This is a genomic window from uncultured Proteiniphilum sp. (assembly GCF_937873925.1).
Lineage (GTDB): Bacteria > Bacteroidota > Bacteroidia > Bacteroidales > Dysgonomonadaceae > Proteiniphilum.
Window position 1 is genome coordinate 43,901 of the sequence record NZ_CALNAT010000227.1, and the last position, 25,025, is coordinate 68,925.

19 protein-coding genes and 1 tRNA gene are annotated in these 25,025 nt (G+C 43.6%); 6 read left to right on the plus strand and 14 right to left on the minus strand.

Going from position 1 to position 25,025, the window contains the following annotated elements:
- Window positions 1–11: 11 nt before the first annotated feature.
- On the minus strand, window positions 12–1,223 hold the full coding sequence (locus Q0502_RS15640; protein WP_298652728.1) for a hypothetical protein: 1,212 nt from the start codon (window positions 1,221–1,223) through the stop codon (window positions 12–14).
- 380 nt (window positions 1,224–1,603) lie between these two features.
- On the opposite strand from Q0502_RS15640, the gene Q0502_RS15645 reads away from it, so the two are divergent.
- Window positions 1,604–4,681 (plus strand): glycoside hydrolase family 2 TIM barrel-domain containing protein, encoded by a 3,078-nt coding sequence (locus Q0502_RS15645; protein WP_298652730.1) that lies wholly within the window; start codon window positions 1,604–1,606, stop codon window positions 4,679–4,681.
- Window positions 4,682–4,721: 40 nt separating this feature from the next.
- On the opposite strand, the gene Q0502_RS15650 is transcribed toward Q0502_RS15645, so the two are convergent.
- The 4 genes from Q0502_RS15650 to Q0502_RS15665 all read right to left on the minus strand — a co-directional run bounded on the left by Q0502_RS15650 (window position 4,722) and on the right by Q0502_RS15665 (window position 9,295).
- Window positions 4,722–5,498, minus strand: a complete 777-nt coding sequence (locus Q0502_RS15650; RefSeq protein ID WP_298652733.1) for a Cof-type HAD-IIB family hydrolase — start codon at window positions 5,496–5,498, stop codon at window positions 4,722–4,724.
- A gap of 171 nt (window positions 5,499–5,669) precedes the next feature.
- The gene (locus Q0502_RS15655; protein WP_298652736.1) at window positions 5,670–6,677 is read right to left on the minus strand and encodes a S41 family peptidase; all 1,008 of its coding nucleotides are present in this window, start codon (window positions 6,675–6,677) and stop codon (window positions 5,670–5,672) included.
- Window positions 6,678–6,755: 78 nt separating this feature from the next.
- Window positions 6,756–7,211, minus strand: a complete 456-nt coding sequence (gene rpiB, locus Q0502_RS15660) for a ribose 5-phosphate isomerase B (protein WP_298652739.1) — start codon at window positions 7,209–7,211, stop codon at window positions 6,756–6,758.
- A gap of 59 nt (window positions 7,212–7,270) precedes the next feature.
- Entirely contained in the window at window positions 7,271–9,295 is a 2,025-nt protein-coding gene (locus Q0502_RS15665; RefSeq protein ID WP_298652741.1) for a transketolase, read from the minus strand.
- Window positions 9,296–9,679: 384 nt separating this feature from the next.
- Between Q0502_RS15665 and Q0502_RS15670 the strand changes: the two genes are divergently transcribed.
- Window positions 9,680–10,435: an RNA methyltransferase gene (locus Q0502_RS15670; RefSeq protein ID WP_298652744.1), complete on the plus strand. Its 756-nt coding sequence runs from the start codon at window positions 9,680–9,682 to the stop codon at window positions 10,433–10,435.
- Between the two features lie 152 nt (window positions 10,436–10,587).
- Here Q0502_RS15670 and Q0502_RS15675 read toward each other — a convergent pair.
- Window positions 10,588–10,663, minus strand: a tRNA-His gene (locus tag Q0502_RS15675).
- A 179-nt stretch (window positions 10,664–10,842) separates the two neighbouring features.
- Window positions 10,843–12,153, minus strand: a complete 1,311-nt coding sequence (locus Q0502_RS15680; protein WP_298652747.1) for a hypothetical protein — start codon at window positions 12,151–12,153, stop codon at window positions 10,843–10,845.
- Between the two features lie 417 nt (window positions 12,154–12,570).
- Here Q0502_RS15680 and Q0502_RS15685 point away from each other — a divergent pair, with 417 nt between their 5' ends.
- Together Q0502_RS15685 and Q0502_RS15690 are read left to right on the plus strand one after the other, a co-directional pair.
- The gene (locus Q0502_RS15685; RefSeq protein ID WP_298652748.1) at window positions 12,571–13,164 is read left to right on the plus strand and encodes a bifunctional nuclease family protein; all 594 of its coding nucleotides are present in this window, start codon (window positions 12,571–12,573) and stop codon (window positions 13,162–13,164) included.
- A gap of 10 nt (window positions 13,165–13,174) precedes the next feature.
- Window positions 13,175–13,885: a 16S rRNA (uracil(1498)-N(3))-methyltransferase gene (locus Q0502_RS15690; protein WP_298652751.1), complete on the plus strand. Its 711-nt coding sequence runs from the start codon at window positions 13,175–13,177 to the stop codon at window positions 13,883–13,885.
- A 34-nt stretch (window positions 13,886–13,919) separates the two neighbouring features.
- Here the strand turns inward: Q0502_RS15690 and Q0502_RS15695 are convergent, their stop codons facing one another.
- Window positions 13,920–16,562, minus strand: a complete 2,643-nt coding sequence (locus Q0502_RS15695) for a hypothetical protein (protein WP_298652754.1) — start codon at window positions 16,560–16,562, stop codon at window positions 13,920–13,922.
- Between the two features lie 392 nt (window positions 16,563–16,954).
- Here Q0502_RS15695 and Q0502_RS15700 point away from each other — a divergent pair, with 392 nt between their 5' ends.
- Both Q0502_RS15700 and nth read left to right on the plus strand, forming a co-directional pair.
- Window positions 16,955–18,517: a M81 family metallopeptidase gene (locus tag Q0502_RS15700; protein ID WP_298652756.1), complete on the plus strand. Its 1,563-nt coding sequence runs from the start codon at window positions 16,955–16,957 to the stop codon at window positions 18,515–18,517.
- 187 nt (window positions 18,518–18,704) lie between these two features.
- On the plus strand, window positions 18,705–19,376 hold the full coding sequence (nth, locus tag Q0502_RS15705; protein ID WP_298652759.1) for an endonuclease III: 672 nt from the start codon (window positions 18,705–18,707) through the stop codon (window positions 19,374–19,376).
- Between the two features lie 198 nt (window positions 19,377–19,574).
- Here the strand turns inward: nth and Q0502_RS15710 are convergent, their stop codons facing one another.
- The 6 genes from Q0502_RS15710 to Q0502_RS15735 all read right to left on the minus strand — a co-directional run.
- Entirely contained in the window at window positions 19,575–20,318 is a 744-nt protein-coding gene (locus Q0502_RS15710) for an RraA family protein (RefSeq protein WP_298652762.1), read from the minus strand.
- 31 nt (window positions 20,319–20,349) lie between these two features.
- The gene (locus Q0502_RS15715) at window positions 20,350–21,120 is read right to left on the minus strand and encodes an SDR family oxidoreductase (protein WP_298652765.1); all 771 of its coding nucleotides are present in this window, start codon (window positions 21,118–21,120) and stop codon (window positions 20,350–20,352) included.
- Window positions 21,121–21,126: 6 nt separating this feature from the next.
- Window positions 21,127–21,420, minus strand: coding sequence for a hypothetical protein (locus tag Q0502_RS15720; protein ID WP_298652767.1), 294 nt, complete (start codon window positions 21,418–21,420; stop codon window positions 21,127–21,129).
- Window positions 21,421–21,451: 31 nt separating this feature from the next.
- A complete protein-coding gene (locus Q0502_RS15725; RefSeq protein ID WP_298652770.1) occupies window positions 21,452–22,795 on the minus strand; it encodes an endo-1,4-beta-xylanase in 1,344 nt (447 codons plus the stop codon).
- Window positions 22,796–22,962: 167 nt separating this feature from the next.
- Window positions 22,963–24,153 (minus strand): enolase C-terminal domain-like protein, encoded by a 1,191-nt coding sequence (locus Q0502_RS15730; RefSeq protein ID WP_298652773.1) that lies wholly within the window; start codon window positions 24,151–24,153, stop codon window positions 22,963–22,965.
- Between the two features lie 7 nt (window positions 24,154–24,160).
- On the minus strand, window positions 24,161–25,025 hold an 865-nt coding region (locus tag Q0502_RS15735), incomplete at its 5' end, for an endo-1,4-beta-xylanase (RefSeq protein ID WP_298652775.1).

A 25,025-nucleotide genomic window follows, 5' to 3' on the forward strand; every position in this document is an offset into this window, starting at 1 on the left:
AAAGGAGTCTTTTATTGTTTTGTGATAACTACCCGGTTCCGGTCGTCTGTATGTTCAATGGTGATGCTTGCAACATCATCCACCGATAAATCATGAAATGATTCACCTCTTTTCGTTTCCCCGCCTGCTATTTTAACTTCGTAGTTGCTATAAAACTCGTCCACTTCCAAGGCCGCCAATTCCTTAAAATTTCCGGGAGAAACTTTCCTCACAAGTTCTTTCAGAAGAGCAAAATCGAATTCTTTGGTACAGATGAAAATTGCACCGTCCGGGAAGTTCAGCGTATCCGCCTTCTCAACCCTAAAATAAGCAATATCTTCCGGGATTATAAGATTGATATCTGTTTTTTTATTATCCAGATATACATCGGAACTCTCCCGCCAAGGTTCTACATACTCTTTTCTGTAATAGACAAAGATGTCATCTTTCACGGTCGGTTCAAAATCCGTTAAAGTCCAGGAAATCGTATTTTCTTCTTTTGTATATCCTGCGGGAGTAATACGCCAAATATCCTGATCGGGGATATCATGGATATTTACTTTTATCGTTGCCTTCCCGATAGTTTCACTCCAATTGGCACCGGTATGCAACACATAATTGAAAAAATCATTCCGTTTGTTAGTTCCTTTCGGTAATGAGTAACGGACCTTTATCCACCGGGTTTCTCCTTTTGGGAATGTCGTGTTCCAAATATACCAGGGCCTTACATTCGGACTTCCGTCCTTCGAAGCGACGACGATGACACCGAGCTGTCGGGACTGTCTGTTAGCCTCCCGCATTTTAACTGATAAGAGACTGTCTTCTTTCAGGATATCCTGTTTTTTATGAGCGATGGATTTTTCCTGTGACGATACTTCCTGAAAATCAAAACCGTATATTTTTATATCTTCCACCGGTTGGTCGTCAACCCAAACCTTAAACCGGTCGCCTTCCGAATTTTGCCCGACAAACAACGACGTTTTCCATCCGAAATAAAAATCCATAATAGGAAAACCAACTTCCACTATTTCCGTTTCCCCGAGATTTTTCATTTCGAAAAGAACCTCCACTGTAGAACTATCTTTATACAAATCCACCGTAACTACCTCCGAAACCATTCGTACCGAGGTCGAGGAAAGTGGGCTCAAATTAGGTGCCGATACCCGATTGGGTGCAATATCCCCTATTGCAAGTGACGGTAAAAGAAGGAAGAGGCACAGGCATACAAGGCAGTTTGTTTTCAATTCCTGTTTCATTTTAATCAAGATTAGCAATGTGAAAAATAAGTTGATCGTTTATAAGTAATCAATAATTATATTTTGAAATTCTCATCTTCGGTTATTATGTCTCGCTCATAGGCAAGACAAAGCTACCAATTTATTTTCACATAATAACTGCATTAAACGGTTACTCTACATTCCGTTTGTGGTGATTTTCAAAAGAAAATCATGTTCTAACGGATAAATCCGGAAAACAGTGAAAATTTGTCCAAAACAGATAAGATAAAATTCTTAATTGATGTTATATTTGTACTGGAAAGCAAAATCTAAAAAACATAGTAAATTATTCACTAAAGTATATACACATGAAGTCATTTTCTTATGTTATTTTTTTAACAATGTTGATGTGCACAATATTTATTCGTATCCAAGCGCAGGATAAAGCTCCGGATTGGGAAAACCCGGAAATTTTTGCGGTAAATACCGAAAAGACAAGGGCGACGGCTATTCCCTATGCCGATGAACGGACCGCCATCGCCGATGAGTATGAAGGCTCACCTTATTATCAATCTCTGAACGGAACGTGGAAGTTTCACTGGGTACCGAAGGTAGATGAAGTACCGGCCAGTTTTTTCACTGAAAACTATGACGACAGTGCCTGGGGAAAAATGCCTGTTCCCGGCAACTGGGAATTCAACGGTTACGGTATTCCCATGTACGTGAATATCGGTTTTGGATTTCCGAGCAACCCTCCCCATATCGATCGGAACGACTCGCCGGTAGGCACCTACCGGCAGACGTTCACCATTCCTGAAACATGGAACGGCAGAAGGGTATTGCTTCACTTTGAAGGGGGTACCAATTTCATGGTTGTCTTTGTAAACGGGCAGCAAGTCGGGATCAATAAAAATGCCAAAAGTCCGGCGGAATTCGACATTACCCCCTACATCCGTCCGGGAGAAAATCTATTGGCGTGTCAGGTACATAAATTCAGTGACGGTTCCTACCTCGAAGACCAGGATATGTGGCGCCTGGGAGGGATCAACCGCAGCGTTTACCTGTACAGTACGGATGACACCCGAATACAGGACTTCTTCGCCCACCCCGGTCTGGACGACACATACCGGCACGGGCAATTCAGTATCGAAGTGCAGTTAAAAAACTACACCAGTCAGGTGCAGAACCGCAAACTGGAGGTCTCTATCCTGGACAACAATGGAAAAAGTGTCTTCCGCCAGACAAAGAATGCAACGATAAGCGCTTCTCTTTCTCAAGAGATCAGCCTCTCCGGAAGGATATCCAACCCGGCCAAATGGACGGCAGAAATTCCGAACCTCTACACGCTTCTGCTGACCCTTAAAGATGAAGGAGGTAACCTGATTGAAGCGACATCCACCAAAATCGGGTTCCGCAGAGTGGAGATCAAAGACGGACAGTTACTGGTGAACGGACAAAAAGTATTCCTGAAAGGTGTCAACCTGCATGAATTCAATACAAATAAAGGGCAGATAGTGGACAAAGAGATCATGATGCGTAATCTGCAATTGATGAAAGAACTGAATATAAATGCTGTCCGCACCTCGCATTATCCGCAGGCTCCTTTATGGTATAAACTCTGCGACGAATACGGTATCTATCTGGTGGACGAAACCAATCTGGAGTCGCACGGACTGGGTTACGGCCCCAGGAATGTTTCCAACTTCCCGGAGTGGCACGGACAACATATGGATCGCATCACCCGTCTGGTGGAAAGGGATAAGAACCATCCTTCGGTGATTATCTGGTCACTGGGCAACGAAGCCAGTAACGGAAAAGCTTTCTTTGATATGTATGACTGGGCCAAGCAGCGCGATCCGAGCCGTCCGGTGCAGTACGAACAGGCCGGACGCAACAGAAATACCGACATTATCTGTCCCATGTATCCTTCCTGGGAAAGCATGAAGCGCGACGCCGCCGAAGACCTGGGACGCCCCTTCATCATGTGCGAATATGCCCATGCAATGGGTAACAGTATGGGTAACTTTCCGGAATACTGGGAACTGATGCGCAGCAGCAAAAATATGCAGGGCGGCTTCATCTGGGAATGGTATAACCACGGATATCCTACCCACGACGAGCAGGGACGTTTCTACTGGGCATACGGGGGCGATCTGAAGGGATACAACAAGATGAACGATGGCAATTTCTGTATGGACGGCCTTATCACTCCCGACCAGAATTATATGCCCCATACCCATATCGTGAAAAAGGTCTATCAGAACATTCTCTTTGAAGCGAAAGACCTGAGCAGAGGACTTATCACCGTTATCAACGATTTTAAATTTACGGATCTGACCAATGAAGGGTTCGGTTATAAATGGGTACTGCTGAAAAACGGAAAAACGGTTACCGAAGGGGATTTCAATGTGGAAGTCCCGGCAAATTCCAGCAAAGATGTCCAACTGAAGCTCCCTACGCTACAACCCGAAAACGGTACGGAATATTTCCTCCACCTGTTTGCCTACGACAAGAAAGGAAATGAATTCATCGAACCCGGTTTTGAAGTAGCAAAAGAGGAGTTCGCTTTTGAAGCCAATAACTATTTCGTTTCTACAGAACATGCAGGTAGACTCGAAACATCCCGCCAGGACGAAACCGTAACCGTGACATCCGGCAACATAGAATATATCTTTTCGAAAAAAGACGGCAGGTCGCTGATCAGTGTAAAAGCAAACGGACGGAATATTTTCAGAGAGTTGCCCCGTTTGAATTTCTGGAGGGCTCCCGTCGACAATGACTTCGGTTCCTGGGAACAGTATAATCTTCGCCTCTGGGATGCAGCAGGGCATAATGTGATTTACCGGTACCGCAATATGGAAGAAAATAATAACGGCACATCATTTATGTATCGGGCCAAACTCAGGGGAATCGAAGCTTTTGTGGATGTCACTTACACCGTCAATAACAACGGAAGCCTTACCATCGACCTCCATTACCAGGCACAGAGCGACGAACTGCCGGAAATGATGCGTTTCGGTGTGCTGATGGTCTTACCGGAAGAATACAATCAATTCCGTTGGTACGGACGCGGACCGTGGGAGAATTATGTAGACCGGAATACCGATACATTTATGGGTATCTGGGAAAGTCTTGTAAAAGATCAAGCCTATACTTATTATCGTCCGCAGGAAACCGGGAATAAAACGGATGTCCGCTGGCTAACACTCCAAAACGAAGCAGGTAAAGGTATACGGGTGGAGGGGGCACAACCGCTCTCGGTAAGTGCGACCAACCACCGGCCGGAAGACCTTGACCCGGGAATGACTAAGAAACAGCAGCATTGGTCGGATGTACTTCCCCGTAAAGAGACCGTACTCTGTGTGGACCTGTTCCAGCGGGGTGTAGGCGGGTTAAACTCCTGGGGAGCCAAACCGCTGAATGAATATAGGTTCTCAGATAAAGAGTACCGGTACAGTTATACTATCAGTTTATTAGAGAATTAAAAAATCTGCCCGCCTCGGCGGGCAGATACTATCGTCAATACTAAATAAGTTCGAAATGTTGCAGTGCCTTTAAGATACCGTCATTATCCACCGAATCGGTGACATAATCTGCAGCCCGTTTGACATCGTCATTTGCATTTCCCATTGCGATGCCTGTACCGGCATGACGAAGCATTTCAATATCATTTCCGCCATCGCCGAAAGCCATTGTCTCTTCCAACGAGAATCCGTAATAGTCACAGAATTGATCTATCCCCACGCCTTTGTCCACCCCCTTGACTATGACATCGGCAAAAGTCGGATACCACCGCATAGCCGAACAGTTCGGTAACAGGCTCATCACTTCCTCTTCCTGTGAATCTTTGAAAAAAGCCGTCAACTGAAATAATTCCTTGTCCCTATAATAATCAAGGTTATTCATCGGAGCCATATCCTGTTTCAACAAGTTCATCAGGAATTTCATCTCTTCATCGATATAATTTAAAGAAAGCTTATGTTCTTCCACAAAAAGACAGGGAAACTCCCTTTCCTGTTGTAAATAATCGATGAAACGATTGACATCCGACCGGTCAATACTCTTTTTGAATATCACGGTATCAGTGCCCTGCAGACAGTAACAGCCATTCATCGTAATATATCCGTCAAATTCCATATTGTCCAGATTATTGATCACTGAAAAGTGCCTGCCGGTAGCGATAAATACTTTAATCCCTTTTTTCCTGATCATCTCGATCGATTTCCGGGCGGAATCGGGTATCCGATGTGTTTTGAAACTGACTAATGTACCGTCAATATCAAAAAATATTGCTTTAACCATAAATGCCTTTAACCTGACTTTTGTACAAAAGTACAAAATATTCACCGTTTTACCTCATTTCGGGGGAACATGGTTTTGAAAAATGCCTCAACAAGGTTTCGAAACGTATATATATAACATGGGAAATACAAACAAAGAGGCGCATAGATGTAAGATTATATATGGGGAAATTCACTGATCCTTCAGCATTCCCCGGGCTTTTTCGATAATAGTATCCCGGTTCATTTCTTTGTCGCCTTCCAGCATATTTACATATATATCGGGCTCCACGCCGAACTCAATATGCTCTTTCTCTGCATTGAACATAGGAGATGCTGAAAAACGGACCGACCAACCGTTGGGTAGTTCGGAAGTGAACGGCAATCCGCTGCCTCCTCCTGTCTTGTCGCCTATAACGGTTACATTGGGGGCGTATTTCATAATACTGACAAACTCGTTGGTAGCGCTGTAACACCCTCTGTTCGTGAGGACAATTACCGATTTCTGATAACGCACCCTGTCGGAACTCTCTACATATTTAGGATACAACGACGAGAAATCATTATGTCCGGGACCGACTTTATGAGAGATATAACCGATGAGGCGACGTTCGTTAAAAAAACGGCTTACCATCCTCTCCACATTGGTGAGACTACCGCCTCCATTGCTTCTCACGTCAATGATGAGTCCTTTGCAGATAGCCATCCTGTTTAATATCTGATCGAGATTTCCCTCCCCCACATCATTGGAAAAACTTCCGTAATAGATATAACCGATATTGTCTTCCAGTATCTTATACTTCATTCCGGAGGCAATACTATAATCTTTTCCGAGATAATACTCCTGAACAGAGGAATCAAAATTAGCAGGATAATCCTCCTGCCATTCCCAGTAACGGGTTACATCGTGCGCAGCGGATAAATTCACATGCCCGTCCTTCAATTCCGCGAGCATTTGCCCCATGAGTTTGAACAGGGCATCATTATCCATATCGGAAGTAATGCGTGCACTGTATTCCCCGTATACCGCATCCCAATCGATATTTTTATACTCAAAAAAACAGTAATTCCTGTCCAGAATAGTCCACAAAGCATCGAAATTACCCCTCGGATGGTCATCGAACTGCATACCCATATCATTGCAACTCAACCAAAGGATAAATTGCAATAATAGAAGTACGGTATATTTTCTCTTCTTCATCTGTATATTGAACGGTAAAACAGTTCCATCTCTCGAAGAGTTCCACAGCCGGACAATTTGCCGGAACGGGAAATTAAATTATCCGCAGGGAATCTTGCTGACCCTTATAGAGTGCCTTCCTCCTTCAAAAGGGGTATTCAGGAACATCACCAGGATCTCATAGATTTCCTCTTCACTCAGAAACCTCCCCGGCAGCGCGAGTACGTTTGCATCATTATGAGCCCGCGCAAGGGAAGCCACTTCCGGATTCCAGCACAAAGCGGCACGGACGCCCCGGTGCTTATTGAGTGCGATGCTGATCCCTATTCCTGTTCCGCAGATAGCCACCCCCGGATAGCATTCGCCGTCCTCTATAGCCTGAGCGAGGGGATGAGCGAAATCCGGATAATCACTTCTTTCTTCTGAGTAAGCCCCGAAATCCCTGTACGGGATTCCTTTTTCTTCGAGCACTTTGATAATGAATTGCTTTGCCTTATAACCCGCATGATCGGATGCCAGGCCTATGGGTTTTTCTGAATTATCGAATAAAGACATGGGGATGAGTTTAAAGAGGGACGGCCATCGGCAATCACCGATAACCACCCGTTTTTTTATTATAACAACTTCTTAACCTGTTCATAGACGTTCTCACCGGTGTATCCCAGTTTCTCGTCAAGTATCTTATAAGGAGCAGAAAAACCAAAAGAGGTCATTCCCCACACAGCTCCGTCGGAACCAACCAGTCCTTCCAGAGTTACGGGAAGTCCCGCAGTGAGGCCGAATTTCTTTTTTCCTTTGGGTAATACCGCATCCTGGTATCCGGCAGGTTGAGCTCTGAACAGCCCTTCCGACGGAACGGAAACAATACGTACCTTCACTCCATCTGCGCGCAGCAGATCGGCGCCTTCCACCAAAGTAGCCACTTCCGATCCTGACGCGAGCAATATCACATCATAATCCGCATCATCCTGCACAATGTAGGCTCCCTTTTCTGCGTTCAGCGCTTCACTGAAACGCGCTTCACCAGCCGGAAGGTCTTTGATATTCTGGCGGGAAAGGATCAGTCCTGTCGGCGTTTCACTATTTTCCATTGCCATTTTCCAGGCTACGGTCGTCTCGTTGGCATCGGCAGGACGAAGTACGAGCATGGAATTCTTACCGTGATGATTCTGGAGTTTCTCCAACAGACGTATTTGTGCCTCGTGCTCTACCGGTTGATGGGTCGGGCCGTCTTCTCCCACACGGAATGCATCGTGTGTCCAGATAAAAATAACCGGCGTTTGCATCAATGCCGCCACCCGGATGGCGGGCTTCATGTAGTCGGAGAAGACAAAGAACGTTCCGCAGGCGGGAATAACCCCTCCATGAAGGCTCAATCCGATACTGAGGCAAGCCATGGTAAATTCGGAAACCCCCACCTGTAAAAAAGCACCCGAGAAATCATCTTTTGCAAAGGCTTTGGTATATTTCAAAAAGCCGTCTGTCTTATCTGAATTGGAGAGGTCGGCAGATGCCACAACCATATTCTCCACCTGTTTTGCCAATTCGCCCAGCACAGCGGCCGAAGCTGAACGAGTCGCGTCATTCGGCTTCTGCTGAATGGCCGACCAATCGATTTGCGGCAGTTCGCGCCCGAACCACTTACGCTTTTTCTCCGCCAGTACGGGATTGGCCTTAGCCCATTCCTCCTGTCTCGCTCTTTTTGCAGATACTATTTCTTTTAGTTCCTTCCTGCGTCCGGCATAAAGGCTTTCCGCCTCGGGGAAAATCACGAAAGGATCTTCCGGATCTCCACCCAGATTCTTGACCGTCTGTCCGAAATCAGCCCCCGCAGCACTTAACGGTTGCCCGTGTGTGGATACCTGGCATTCGAATGAAGTGCAATCTGCCGCCAGTGCACCACGTCCCATCACGGTATCCCCTATGATCAGCGTCGGTCTTTCTTTTTCAGCTTTCGCCTCAGTCAATGCACTGCGGATCTCGTCCACATCATTACCATCGATGGTAATCACTTTCCACTTCCAAGCTTCATATTTTTTCGCTACATCTTCACTGGTAACCACCTCGGTGGTAGTAGAAAGTTGTATATTGTTGGAATCATAAAACATGATCAGGTTGCTCAACCCCAAATGGCCGGCAATCCGTCCTACTCCCTGGGAGATCTCTTCCTGGATACCACCGTCGGAGATAAAACTATAAATAGTATGATCCATGGTATCTCCCAACCTTGCCTCCAAGAATTTAGCTGCAATAGCAGCACCGGCGGCATAAGCATGGCCTTGCCCCAACGGGCCGGATGTATTCTCCACACCCCGCATCACATCGATTTCGGGGTGCCCTGGCGTGGGACTAGCCCACTGGCGAAACTCCTTTAATTCATCTAACGAAAATTTGCCGCTGAGACAAAGCACAGAATACAGCATCGGCGACATGTGCCCCGGGTCGAGAAAAAACCGGTCTCTTGATTCCCATGTCGGATCTTCGGGATCATACTCTAAAAATTCAGAAAAGAGGACATTGATAAAATCGGCGCCGCCCATTGCTCCGCCGGGATGACCTGATTTTGCCCGCTCTACCATTGATGCCGAGAGAATTCGAATGTTGTCGGCCGCTTTGTTCATTAATGCATTATCGTTCATAAAGTATAGGTAAATATAGTGTATGAAAAAGTTATAATTTGCAATTCATTCGTAATTTAACGCTGACAGGGTTAATTATTCGCAAAGGTAATTCTTTTTTTAATTAGCGGACTGAAATAATTGACATGATTGAGAGTTTTTTTGGCATGCTTTTGCGGATTTTTACGATAGATTGCCGATCCTGTAATAGGAATAACCATAATTTTGTTACTTTTACACCTTTCATAGCGTAGTTGTCCGGTGGTTAGCCAACAGTAGCGCGGAACCGAATAACAACGGAGTTGAATAACGTGAATGCAGTGAAAGAATAACACGTTGTGAATAACACGAACGCAATGAGCAAATAACGAGCGAAGCACGAATAACGGCGTAGCCCAACAGATAATGAGTTTAAGTAAAAACAAAATAAAATATATCCGGTCGTTGAACGAGAAAAAATTCCGCAACGAACACAATACTTTCGTAGCTGAAGGAACAAAGTTGGTTTTCGACCTGCTGGGAACCTGCCGCTGTCAACTGATCACCGCACTACCCTACCTCTTATCGTCTCATCCCGAATTAAAGGCAGAAGAGATTATCACGGCGAATGAAAACGAATTAAAAAAGGCTACTTTCCTGAAAACAGCACCGCAAATCATGGCTGTTTTTTATCGTCCATCGCAGGAGATTGAAAAAATTGATCTGAACAACCGGTTATGCCTCGTGCTCGACGGTATCCAGGATCCCGGGAATATGGGCGCCATTGTCCGTATTGCAGACTGGTTCGGTATCGAACATATCATTTGCTCCTACGACACAGTGGATATCTTTAACCCTAAAACCGTACAAGCCACTATGGGAGCCATTGCCCGGGTAACTGTATTTTATACCGATCTTGTGGAGTTCCTGCAACAACAATCGCATTTCCCCATCTACGGGACTTTCCTCGAAGGGGATAATATTTATTCTGCCCCGCTTTCAGATAATGGTTTCATTGTTATGGGAAGTGAAGGCAGGGGTATTGGCAGTGAAACGGAAAAGTTGATCAATAAAAAACTTTTTATCCCGAATTTTCCGGAAGGAAGAGCTACTTCCGAATCATTGAACGTGGCAGCAGCCACCGCTATCACCTGTGCGGAGTTTCGGCGTAGGGAAAGATAGTATCTGTAATTTTTCCGGATAACCGGCTATAGAGGAATTTTAAGAAATCCGTCCCCCGGTATGTACAGGATAAGACAAAAAAATCACGTATGTAAAATACGTGATCACCTAAAACAAATCTAAAAAGGATAAAAACTCACTTCCGTGAGAGTGGGTGGAGAACGGGGCTCGAACCCGCGACCTTCGGAACCACAATCCGACGCTCTAACCAGCTGAGCTACATCCACCATGTTCTTAAATCGAGTGCAAAGGTACATCTTTTTTCTAAATTCACACCCAAATCAGCAAAAATTTCTTTGTTCAAAATATCTAAATTCGTAATGATAGCAGAAAAGGATATCACGCGTGTATATCCTCGTATAACATCATGCCAACCTGTCCGCTAAATGCGTTTAGTTCGTAAATCTTTAAAAACCTGCAACAATTCCGTCAGGCATAATCACATGATAGATTTCATTCTTGGACTGCTGCCTCACCTCTGATGTTATATGTACTGTCACATCTGTATTTTCAGAAGTAACATACGCACAGTTTGGCGTATTTCCATTTGGCTCGGTAGTAGCGGAAACAGGTTGATGAGCCACAAGCCCTGACAAGGGTATTGGTATATCGCCGATCATTGGGCGCTTGAATGTTATTTCAGCTTCAGGTATATACCGCTTGTTATCCTTAAAACAATATATCTCCACGAAAGCCTTATTATCATTGCGCCATAAAAGCTTTCTACCGGAAAATAACAATCGTCCAATCCGCGTAATCGTCCCATCCTTCCTGTCCGTTATTGTCATACAAACCCAAGTATGAGGCTCACCTTTAAACTCTATCGTTTCCTCTTTTATTAAAGACAATGTATATGTCCCTTTTGTCCATTCGTAAGGACGCCTTACACTGCAAAATTCACCTTCATTGCCTGCACTGGCGCACAACCCATTCTCATACATCTCCACATATTCTACTCCTATGGGCGTTACCTGATCATAGCTCCAGCGGGAAAAGATACCCCCTTTTCCTTCCTCTCTTGTCTCGGTCAAATTCTCTTTTGTAGGAGATCCGCCTATATTTGTCTGGATTCCGGCATAAAATTGTTCACCATTAAAAGTTCCGTTAAAGGGGGATATATACAGACAATAATCTGTTGACACCTCCTGATTAATCATTATATCCATATCTATACGCTGGAAATCAATAATACTGTCGGCATAGGACCATTTAACCTGCATCAGATGCCAGGGTAACGAAGGAAGAGTAATATTCTTCAACTCTGCAAGTTCATAAATGTCACCTTTAAATTCATTTATTGTGCCGGCATATTCTTCCAGCCTCTGCCTCTTTCTTTCTTTTTGTTTCAAGAGAAACGGATCCAAAATTTCGACCGTTTTCAAACCATTTTCATTATCTCCTTTATTGAAATATAGAGATCGCAAGAAAGGTATCATCTCATCTTTAAACACACTTCCATAATATTTTTCCATGAACGAGGGCAATTGCAGGAAAAAGCTATCCGGTTTATTCAGGTGTATGTTGGTTAAAAGTTTATAGGAATCCGTAGTAAAAGGATGAAAAATACTGTCCTTGTGTTGGCCGTAAAAATCGATGGCCTCTTCGAATCGCAATCCGTATAACAGATCGGCCAATTCCTGATCGTAATTTCTCGTTTGAGCGGGGAGTGTCAGCGCTCCAAAACCAATTAACAAAAATAGAATAATGGAACATTTCATAATATTTCTTTTAATAAAGTTGATGAATGTCTTTTACAATCTGGCAAGATTATTGATATACTCATTTTTTTATTAAAAATCAACCCGATATAATTGGGAAATATAGAGGAAAAAACGACAAAAAACAAATTTTTATACATTTTTAAACAATATACAGAAACATATGGATAACTTCCTCATTCACAAGATCCGAAATCCTGTGATTGCGAAGACAACCTATGCAAACCTCATTCGGTTGACCTGAGGTCTTTTATGCGCCAATCCGGTAAAATTTTCATGTGATATACTCTTCTTGCCTGAAAAAAATAGTATATTTACAGAATATTAGGATGCGCCTCGGACAAGCTTAAACAAGTTGGGCTTGTCTCTCGGCTTTCATTATATTGAAGTTGTTTCAATTCAAAAAACGAATCGACTGTGTCAAAAAAAGTCAAACTGTCCGTATTGGGAATATCTTTCAGCCAGGTGCAAGCCGGAGCCTATGCGCTTATCTTCGCAGAAGAGAACGGTATCCGCCGGCTGCCGATTGTCATAGGAACACCCGAAGCGCAATCCATTGCCATCGTAATGGAGGGGATTACCCCTCCCAGGCCTCTCTCGCACGACCTGATATGCTCTATCTGGAAAGAACTGGGGATTGAATTGCTGGAGGTTTTGATCCATAAGTTTGAAGACGGGGCCTTTTTTTCAGAACTGCTGCTGTTACAAAACGGCAAAGAGTACCGTATCGACTCCCGCACCTCCGACGCGGTAGCGCTCGCTATCCGCACCCACTCTCCCATCTTCACTACGGAGGAGATCATGCAGAAAATGGCGATCGTATTCGATGAACAGACACCCGAAAGCTCACCGGAGTTGAAGGGTAATGAGCCCGTTCAGGAAGACGAGGAACTGTCGGATCTTCGCCTGGACGCCCTCAAAAATCGTCTTGATGATGCTGTGAGAGAAGAGAATTACGAGTTGGCTACCCGCCTGCGTGATGAAATAAACCGAAGGGAAAATAAATCCTGAATCCGGGCATATGGCTGATACACTCTTCTATTCTCCCGGTATCCGGCAAAATTCCCTGCTTCCCGAAAAGGAATCGCAACACTGTGTAAAAGTGCTCCGTATGCGGGAAGGTGACAGGCTGACCGTCACCGACGGGGAAGGTTCTTTTTATGAATGTATACTCATCCAGGCCCATCCGAAACATTGCCTGGTAAGTATCCAAAACAGCGTTGATAAACCCAAAGGGTGGAATTACGGGCTCCGGATAGCTTTTGCCCCCACTAAACAGATGGAGAGGAACGAATGGTTCGTAGAGAAAGCCGTAGAGATCGGAATCGACCGCTTTACCCCTATCCTCTGCAATTACTCCGAACGAAAAGAGATCAAAAAAGAGCGGCTGGAAAAGATTGCTGTTTCGGCAATGAAACAATCGCAGCAGGCTTATCTACCGGAGATTGAAGAGTTGACCGGATTTGAAGAGTTTATTTCCCGACCGGTCAGCGGAAAAAAATATATAGCCCACTGCTATGATCTTCCCAAAGAGCCGCTGGCACAACTCTATCAAAAAGAAGAAGATGTGCTTATCCTCATCGGGCCCGAAGGAGATTTCAGCCCTGAGGAGGTGGAAAAAGCAATTGCCTCCGGTTTCGAACCTGTCACGCTGGGTGAGTCGCGGCTCCGGACGGAAACCGCCTGCCTGGCAGCTATCCATACTATACACGTGATAAATCGTTTACAGTAGTATATCACCAGAGAATCCGATTTCACACAATGGATTATTTTGTGCTTTCTATCGCGATCTCTTTTTCCAGTCGAATCATTTTCCCTGAACTCGTAACACCTTCACCGATGACCTGATAGGTGGTTGGCGTGTCAGCAGAATAAAACTCCACCAATGCCTCCCCCTCCTTGGAAAACTGTACATTCGGTTTCCAGTAAATGGTAGTACGGTGATCGGGCGGTGATGATTCTTTCTGCTCTTGTGTCTCGTAGGCAGGAGTATAAAATTCTGCCGGAAGTTGATAGCCGAGAGGCTTTATCCTGTCGATATTCATCGATTTGACGTTCTTCTGTACAAATCCGCCTTTTGTAGTAATTACAATAGCACCGTTGGTGTGGGGATAAAAGCCCAACATCCCCGTATTATCTTTTATGACAAATAAGTTATCGATAGAACTGACATCGATCATATCAAGTTGATCAAAGAAGTTTTCGTATGTCATATCATCAATAACAAATAACACAGGGCTCTCTGAACGGGTAGTAGTAATTATATCGGATTTTACAATCAAGCCGGGTGTGGAAATCAGCAACGAGCGTAAGCTGCTGACCTTGCGTTTTTCAATATCCTCTGCAGTGACCAATCCAGTAGCATAAATAGGAGAATAGAATTTTGATTCCTTGTATTTTTCCAAACTTTGTGCCGTTACTGTTACCTCATCCAGCATTATTGTGCGGATGCCGTATTTCTGGGAATACTCTTCATTGGCTTTTTGCAGATAAGCGTCTAAATCGTTATCCGGTTGACCGGTTGTTGGGGGGCGTACCGGGATAGTAGAGAATGTGTAATCCGGAAAAGTTGCAGGGTCTATGTTGATCAGGTTATTTCTGCCACCCTTCTTACTTAAAGACTGCACCGTGATTTCAGTACCTTCAGGATATTCCACTTTAAACATAAAGCGCCCTTTCTCATCTGCAGTTGTCGTTTCTCCGCTGAACAGCGAATCCAATGTGGCATACAGGCTAATATTACCTTCTTTTAAACTGCCGAATATAACTTCCGATTTTCCGCTTATTTCCTGAAATTCTTCGGGAGGAAACTGGTCAGGAACACTTATATTCCCCTGCAGAAGATTAGGAATATCATACCTCCTCCACCCCTGGGTCATCATTAATGCATCGAGGCCATATTTATCCACGATGTCATAACCTTTAAAATAGGTGGCAGGAGATTCGATAAAACCTTTTAATTCCGAAGAAAGTAAAAGAGTAGAGAGTAAACTGTTTGCCGTATCCTGGCGAACAACATTTTTATCGGTCACAGAAACAGCAATATTGTCCGAAACAGCAATTGTATCGGAATCTGTCAGCTTAAGCCTGAGGCTGACGAGCTGCCTCCGTTTATATGCCGGGGCTGATAATCCGGTATCCAGAGATGCAAAATCATTCGGGTTGAGATTAAACAACAACCGTTCGCTGAGAATTTCCTTCTTATTGCTCAGCAGGAGAATGCTTATGATTCCGGTCGGAAAATTATGGACCGCAAAGGAATAGGGGGTCGATTGATTTTCCCAAAACTGATGAAAAAAAACCAACCCTTTATGATGAATCAAGATAGATACGGAATCCTCCGGCGCCGCATTTCCTCTCAGCATGGAGACCATGATCCGATTTCCACCGGTAATCCTGGCTGAAACTGTTCTTGAGCGAAGGTCGGGAATAGGCAGATCCAGTCGTTTCGTATCGCTGTTTTTTGTCTTGCAAACAGCATAATATTTTTCATGTGCTTCGGGCATAAAATTAAAAAACCCCATTCCGGATTTTAGAGAATTGAATTTTACGATCTCTTCATCTTTCGAATTAAACAGAATACCGGTAACTTCTTCGCCTAGTCCCGAAGGATTAATGGCTTTAAAACCCACCTGGCATGCCTTACCGGGAACGAGATAGCCTCCCTCGGGATGGAAGGTTATATCAAAATCATTTGCCTCATATGGAACCGGATAATATCTGTTGTATTTTCTCCCGTTATGCACAATCCCTAACAGTAAATTTCTGGTGTTCCTTTTTTTTGGTAAGGTGAAATCCCATTTAAAATTGTTACTCTTATCCGGCGAGATGCTTCTTGCCGTTTCATCTAAAAGTTTAAAAGTAACGACTTCGGGGGCGATGGTATCTCCACTTGCGGGATCCGCAAATCTGAAATTTACATTGACCTTGTTTCCGTTTACGGCAAAACCGGGGATAGGCTCAATTTGCAGGGAATAAGGATCCAACACATGAATTGTTTTTTTAAAAAAAGCTTCATTTCCTCGATTTCTCATATACCGGGTGTACGCTCTTATAGTGTAGTCACCTTCAGGGAGTTCCTCATCCAGATCGAGATAACCGGAATAGACACCTATGCTGTCGGGCCTTATTTTAATTCGCTTTAGTAATTGATCAAAAGGATCGAAAAGTTCAATATACACATATCTGCTTATATAAACGGGCATATTGGTGGTTGCCTCAATCAGATGGCTTCTGAGCCAAACACGTTCACCGGATAAATAAGCGGATTTATCCGTTTGGACGTATATTTTTTCATGGGGAAAGCTTGTCAGTTGTTCGGCGAATCGGCTGATTACCTCATCGGGCTTCTGAGCAAAAATGATCCCGGTAATAATCAGAAGGAAAATAATGGACATTAACTTTTGCATGATACAAGAATTTTATTTTTGCTTTACCAACTCCCTGCGAACGATTGTGCAAACGTTTTGTTTGAATCCCCGATTAACGCAGATTGTAAGTGAAGCCTGAATGATCAACCTGAAAGATAATAATTTCTTCATCCCAAACTACATGGCAAATATAGAGTATTTTCCGAAAAGAATAAAGGTTTTTTATCAATTTTACAACAGAGAAAAGAGTCCGGATGTCCTTACCTTATTAAACCTCTTTCTTTGCCGAACACGGGAAGAAAATAATATTTTTTATTATTTTTGTCTTATATTGTAGGAACGGATAAACGTATTTATACTTCAATATTCTAAAAATAAGTATTTTAGATAGAGAAACAACCTTAATTTACAAAAATTTAAGTATTATTGAAATGAAAAAGAACCTTTTTGTCCTCTCTCTCATCCTGTTGCTTTTTGCTATGGGTTGTAATGTCGGCAATACAAAAAAAGAATTACCGAGAATTGCCATCGCGGGCATTGCCATTGAATCGAGCACATTTTCACCGGCAGTAACCCATGAAGAGGCTTTCAGGGCGCGCCAGGGGGAAGATGTCTTTACCTATTATCCTTTCTTTGCTCCCGACTCGGGAATAATCGACCGTGCCCAATGGCTCCCGACTCTCCGCGGACATGCCATGCCGGGAGGTATTGTCACGCGCGAGGCTTATGAGTCGTTGGTGACCAAGACGCTGGAACTGCTGAAAGAGACATTGCCTTTGGACGGGCTTTTCTTCGATATCCACGGAGCGATGAGCGTGCAGGGGCTGGATGATCCCGAAGGGGATTTTTTGGTGCGCATCCGTGAAGTGGTGGGTACCGACGTGCTGATCTCCACCTCGATGGATCCGCACGGCAGTGTGTCACCCCGTCTGGCACAGAACACCGACCTGATTACCAGCTACCGGCTTTCTCCCCACGAGGATGCCATCGAAACAAAAAAAAGAGCGGTCACCAACCTGCTTAACAGATTAGACAACGGAAAGGGGAAACCGGCTTACAAAGTGTGGATCCCTGTGCCTATCCTGCTGCCCGGTGAACAGACGAGTACCCGCGTTGAGCCGGGGAAAAGCCTTACCGGACAGATCCCGGGCTTATTGGAGGGCGACAAGGTGATCGATGCCTCCGTCTGGTTATCCTATCCCTGGGCCGACGAGCCGCGCAATCATGCAGTAGTGATGGCATACGGGGACGATAAGGAAGCCGTAACCCGGGCGGCCGAAACACTGGCGCGCCGTTTCTGGGATGTAAGGAAAGAGTTTGAATTCGTGGCTCCTACCACTTATCTGGATGAGGCATTGAAACAAGCGTTGGCAAGCGATAAAAAACCGTTTATCATCAGCGATATGGGTGATAATCCTACTGCCGGCGGCGCCGGAGATGTCACCTGGACCCTGCATGAGCTTTTCAAACGCCCCGAGTTCCGGTCATCCGGAAGCAAGACGTTAATTTACGCTTCCATTCCCGGTCCGGAATTGGTTAAAAAGGCTATAGAAGCGGGTGTGGGCGGAAAGCTCGATGCTATGGCCGGCGCTGAAGTGGACAACCGTTTTGCACCGCCTATACGTATACAGGGAGAGGTTACGGCTATCAAAGAGGATGATGCCAACAGCGAAGTAGTGGTGAAAAGCGGCAATATCTACACTATCGTGACGGAAAAGAGAAATGCCTATCACTATGAGAAGAATTTTACCGACCTGGGATTGAATCCTAGAGAAGCCGATATCATGGTGGTGAAGATAGGATACCTTGTACCCGAATTATACGACATGCGTGGTGACTGGGTGATGGCGCTCACACCCGGAGGTGTGGATCAGGATCTGGTACGACTTCCCTATAAACGGGTCCAACGCCCCATCTATCCGCTCGATCCCGACATGGATGATCCTGATCTGAGTGCACGGTTTATTCCGTTATCGGACGAAATAAAAAGATAAAACCCTACAATTATTAAAGAAATTGTACTAAACTTGTATTTTTATGAAGGTTGATGATCTACGTTCCTCAAATCATTTAATTTTAAGAATGAAAGAACGAAATTTAAAACCGACTGGATAATAGATGTAGTACAACATCCTGAAGAAGCTGTTTGGAAAAGCGATATTGCAGGATAATTTAGCAAAAATGACCAAAAAGGAGCGTTATAAAAAAGTGCTCGACTGGTTCGCGGCAAACGCGGAGTCGGCTGAGACGGAGTTGCATTATCAGAACAATTATCAATTGCTGACAGCAGTGATCCTCTCAGCGCAGTGTACCGACAAGCGGGTGAATATGGTCACGCCTGCCTTGTTCGAAGCTTTTCCCACCCCGGAAGTGATGGCGGTTTCGACTCCCGAAGCGGTTTTCGAATATATCAAATCCTGTTCTTACCCCAATAACAAGGCGAAAAATCTGGTCGGGATGGCGAAAAAACTGATCTCCGATTTCGGGGGTGAAGTTCCTACCGATATCGACTCGTTGCTCACCATCCCGGGAGTAGGACGTAAAACGGCTAACGTGATGCTGGCAGTAGCATTCGATAAGCCCGCCATGCCCGTAGACACACACGTTTTCCGTGTAGCCAACCGCATTGGATTGACCGACAATTCCAAAACGCCGCGTGAAACGGAACGGGAACTGGTGAAATATATCCCGGCAGCGCTGCTCTCAAAAGCGCATCACTGGCTTATCCTGCATGGACGGTATATCTGCGTGGCACGAAGGCCCAAATGCGAAATATGCGGGCTCAGTCAATGGTGCAAGTATTATAAGAAAAACCGTCGGCTTACAGATACCAAACACCATACTTCCTTGTAGAATAGTTAAATTGAAAAGAAAATGAGAGATTCTTTATGTAAAGAATATATTTCTTTTCCCTTTCATAAGACACATATGGAATGTTTTTTTAGCTTAACAAGTGATCTGATTTTTTTGGCATTATAGTACTATAGATAACTTTATGAAAAAAAACACATACGGAAGCAGTATGGAAAATTGAAATTTTAGTGTCGCTCGCTAAAAATATCCTCCTTTTTGAGTAATATCGTGAACACTATCCCCCTGATGAACCCAATTAAAAATTTCATTTTCATTTTTCAAAAATTGTTCAGCCCTGATCAATATATCGTATGCAATATCTCTTGGTACAACGACTACGCCATCAATATCTCCAATAATTACATCCCCGGGTTTTATATCAACATCACCTATTTTTATAGGAATCTGATAATGAGTAATCAAGCATCTCCCCAAACTTCCATTTGAAATTCTATACTCATAAAAAACCGGAAATTCTGCTTTTAATATTTGATGAGTATCACGTATACCCCCATCGATGCAAGCAGCTTTAACTTTCTTTCTTTTTGCGGTGGCAGTCATTACCCCCCCCCACAATGTTGCTTTATCATCACGACTTGTATCCCATATGACAAAGTGATCATCCGCCATCTCATCAAGCATCTGTGTTCTATACTCCATCTCTCCGGTTATTTTTACATTTGGGGCACTTTTCACAGTAAAAGCAAAACCTGCTATTGTCTTGTACTCCCGTAATGGCTTTATCCTACCGGGTAGGGCTTGTTCCAGTAAACAAGCCTCTCTCATGGCATCGTTAACAGCACCGGTATATAATTTTTCAAATCTTTGAAGCAATTCTTTATCTGGAATGGGAAATCCTTCGATAGATATCTTTTCACGGGTTTCTATTAGTTTTTCTAATTCCATCATGCCTATCTCCTTCTTATACTGACTTGTACTCATTTTAAAATTATTATACTGTTAGGGTTTAAACTTAAAATAACAAACTCATCCCGCCATCTACAAAGTAATTGCATCCTGTAATGTAACGTCCGGCTTCGGAACATAGGAGTAACACTAACTGAGCGCAGTCGTCAGGTTCTCCAATATAACCTAACGGTATTTTTTGTACCGTTTTCTTTAAATATTCAGGATTAGATAGTGCGGTTATATTTCTTGCCGTCCCAATTGCACCTGGTGCGAGCGAATTAACTGTTATGCCCAAGGGCGCCAGTTGTGGAGCAAGATTTATAACCAAATTGCTTAATGCTCCTTTAGACGCAGCATAAACACACATGTCGGGATGAGGGCGCTTTTCTTGTACAGAACCTATGTTTAAAATTCGTCCCCATTTTTTCACCTTCATATGAGGAACAACCCCTTGTATCAAAAACAGAGTCGAGCGAACATTCACATTCATTTGCAGAGCGAACTCTTCGCTTGTCACCCGCTCCCAGGGATTACGAATTTGATGGGATGCATTGGCTACCAAAATATCTACTGAAGGACAGTGATTTTCGCTAATAAATTTTTGATAGTTCTCCAAAACGTCCTCTTGTGCCAAATCAAAAGGCCAAAGCCAAACTTCTCTACCCAAACTTTTTACCTCTTCCGCGGTCTCTTCCGCCAATTGGGTATTGCTCCTGTAATTAATAATTACATCCGCACCTGCTTCTGCAAGGCCCAAAACAATAGATTTACCGATACCTTGTCCACCTCCGGTAATCAATGCGGTCTTACCCGATAAATTGTATTTACTTTGCATAACTTTTTATTTAATTTCTATTTCGTACCAGATCGTCTTATACTCTGGTTTTAACATGATCTCTGTTTTCCCGTCAATTAATATCACCGGTATCTCTTTCTTACGTTTTCCTTTAGGATTTAACGCAAAACTATCTTTACCAGCAGGGGCATCTAAAAGATGAGACATGTTCGTAACATTGACAGGCCCGTTATGGCTGATTAAGAAAGGAAAAAGAGGAGCAAATTCATTATTGGATGCTTTCCGGGAACAAGAAAACAACATAAAAATAATTAATAAGTAAAGTGTTGAATTTTTCATTTGTTAAAGTTTTATTTGATAATAGGTTATATTAAAATACTTCAAAACCATCTCCATTTTTCAATAGATCAAATTCTGTTTGTTTTCTATTTCCGGACTTATCTTTCCAACTAACAACATAACGTCCCTTAAACCCTCGAAATTTAACGACTCCGTCATTAGAGGTTTTTACTATTGTTTGGGTTCTCCATTCATTATTTATCAACTCGTCGAGAACATGATAAACAGGTTTTAACCTTAATTCTTTGTCGTATATTCCTGAAAACGATGGTTCTCCCGGTGCAGCACCTCCATCAACCACATTCCACCATGTAATCCCCATAACATTGGAGTGACTAAACCAAAGCCTATAAAAATTTTTCGTGATCTCTGCTTGTATAGCCTTTCCTTCTTCCGAATCATCCGGAGCACTCACCGTAACTTCACTAACATGCAGCGGCCTACCAGCCTCAGACATTAAATCTAACCTTTTGTAAATTTTTTCTGGAGTTAAAATATCAGCACCGTCTGCAATCTTACGTGACTCATCCGGATTAAAAATATGCATTTGAAGACCTACATAATCTAGTCTGATACCTCTGTCTATCAAATTTCGTACTATTTCCAAATATCGACGGTATAGTGTCATATCCCAGTGCATATCCGAATCGTTTATATTGAATTTGACTAAATCCGGAAAATATTCCATTGCCCATCTGAAACTTTTATACGTGTAATCATCAGGCATTGCCCCTCTATTCGCTTGGTCTGTTGGTTCATTTACCACGTCCCAACGCTGTATTCGACCTTTATATCGTTCCGCTAACTTTCGGATATGTTTCTCAAAATGCTCTTCCATAATTTCTCGATCCTCGGGCATCCATGTAGGATGTCCCCATCTACGCATACCATAAATTATAGCATGTCCATTCATATTTATGCCTTTTGATTCACAAAAATCAACTACAGGATCTGTTGGCGGACGGCGATACTCATAAGAGCTCCCCGCTTCAAATCTAAGATTTCCCTGTTCAGGTTCCAGCGTTTTCCAATAAAATGGGATCGTGGCGGCATTAAACAAATCCCCAAAAGTCTCTTCATATTTTTTATTTTTCTTGGGACTTCCACAATCTCCGAAAAGAAAAATATTCCCTCCAAATAGGAAATCATGGCTTATTTGTTTAATCTCTATCTGGGTTCCTGCCGGAAGATTTTCAAATTTCAGTACAGCATCAGATTTGCGATTTTTCTCAATATCGGCGCTAATCTTATTTTGCACCTGCTCATTCCAAAAATTAAAATAAGCATCGCTCATAACGCTTTCAGAATTTTGACTAAAAACTCTACCAGAACAAATCAAACAGATTATTATCAAAAGTGTAGACTTCGATTTCATGTTTTTATTCTTTTATTATCCTGTTCATTGTTATCAATATAGACTATTCTATTATACCAAATTATGCTTTTCGGATTATCCAATAATCAATTTCTAAAATGGTTATTTATCCTTTCCGGTCCGGGCCACCCACCTCAACCCAGGAGTTTTATTATATTCTCTTCCTGCTAGATACCTCCGACATTTGGATACCAATCCGGGTTCATCGGATCCTGATGAAATCTAGCGTAATAATCCCCTTTTTCTTCAAAATAACGTTCATATTTGTCCATTTTTTCCTCGTCTAACTCTACACCTAAGCCTGGTCCATCCGGTACTTTAATGGTTCCATTCACATATTGCATTTTACCCCCCTGGATAATATCATCTTCCAAATAATGATAATGGGCATCACCGGGCATAGTCATTGCAGGTATAGTAGAAGCCGTATGCAACATGGCCGCCAACTCGATGCCGAATTCAGCCCCGGAATGCATGGCAACACCAAGATTAAATGTTCGGCATACTGCCGTTAAATCCTTTACTCCCCGAGGCCCTTCCCAGTAATGCAGATCTGTCAGTATAATATCTATGGCATCTTGACGGATAGACGGTCCCAGATCATCAAATTTATTGGGGTACATGTTGGTTGCCAAAGGTATTCGTACTTGCTGGCGTACAGCCCGCATCCCTTCTATTCCCCATGCCGGGTCCTCGAAATACTGTAATTCCAAGTCTTCCATCCGACGACCGGCTCTCACGGCTGTCGCTACACTCCAAACGCCATTGGGGTCGATACGCAATCCGAAATCATCACCCAGCTTTTCCCGGCAAAGCTCAAGAACCCGCACTTCTTCCATGGGATCCATCACGCCGGCTTTCAGTTTCATAGCAGTAACGCCTAAGGTCTCTTTCAGTTCTACACACAATTCTGCCATATCTTCTGCACACGTGTCATGTCCTCCACCCGGTCGATTATATCTCCAAAATAGGTAAGCGATCAGGGAAATTGAATCACGTACTTTTCCACCCAGTAATTGATGCATGGGAACATTACATGCTTTCCCAATTATATCCAAACAGGCAATCTCGATGGCACCATATAACCTGGCATTCGACAAATAATAGATACTTCGCAATACTTTCATTTTAATTTTTTCTAAATCGAACGGATTTATCCCCAGAATACGAGGTTTTAGCTTCAAAAGTGCCGCCCTGGAATCTCCACCACCTACTTCTCCAAGTCCCACGATACCTTCATCCGTGACCAATTCCAAGATGGTTCTCAACAAGTACCCCGGATGAACTCCGGTATTATGCCGTAGCATACAGTTCATTGGAATTGCCACGGTACGAACTTTCATGTCAATAATCTTCATCTCCCTGCTATTTTAGATAATACTCTTTTGTTTGTACATTCCCTAGTTGATCCGTCCATGTAATCCGGTAGTTCCCTTTAAACCCGCGAAATTTGATTTGTCCGTTTTTGTCGGATTGGGCTGTCAGATTGGTTTTCCATTCATTGTTTATCAGGTTGTCAAGTGCATAATAAGCGGGCTTCGCAACCATATCGCGAGTGAAAATACCAGAGACAGAAGGTTCGCCGGGTGCCCCGCAATCGTCCACCACGTTCCACCAGGTAATCCCCATCATCCGTTCCAGGCTGAACCATAAGCGGTACAGATTCTGCGTGATAATTGCCTGGATTTTTCGTCCTCTTTCATCATTTCCCGGAGCGGTAATCGTGATCTCACTCAGGTGAATTGGCAATTCCGCCTGGCTTAACCGTTCGTTCCATCCCCAGATATGATCCGGTGTCTGAATCTCTTTCCCGGCAGCAATATCCAGGCACTGTTGCGGATTAAACAAGTGCATCTGCGAACCCATAATGTCGACTTTACACCCTTTTGCCAGTAAATCTTTCGTTTGATCCGTGTAACTCTGACTGAGATTGTAATCATTGATATTTAAAAGAACATTCTCGGGGAAAACTTCAGTTGCCACCTTAAAAGCTTCATAGGTATAATCGCCGGGCATAATGCCATAATGACTCTTGGCAAGTGCACTTCCCGGTACCAACAAGCCTCTCTGATGGTCTGTCGCACTTTCGTTAACCACATCCCAGCTATGAACACGATCTCCATAATATTCAGCTAATTCTACCACTCGTTTTTCAAACAGCACTTTTAGTTTTTTCGTCAAATCCGGAAACATTTGTTCCAGTTGCTGTGCTGTTAAATTCTTATAGGCC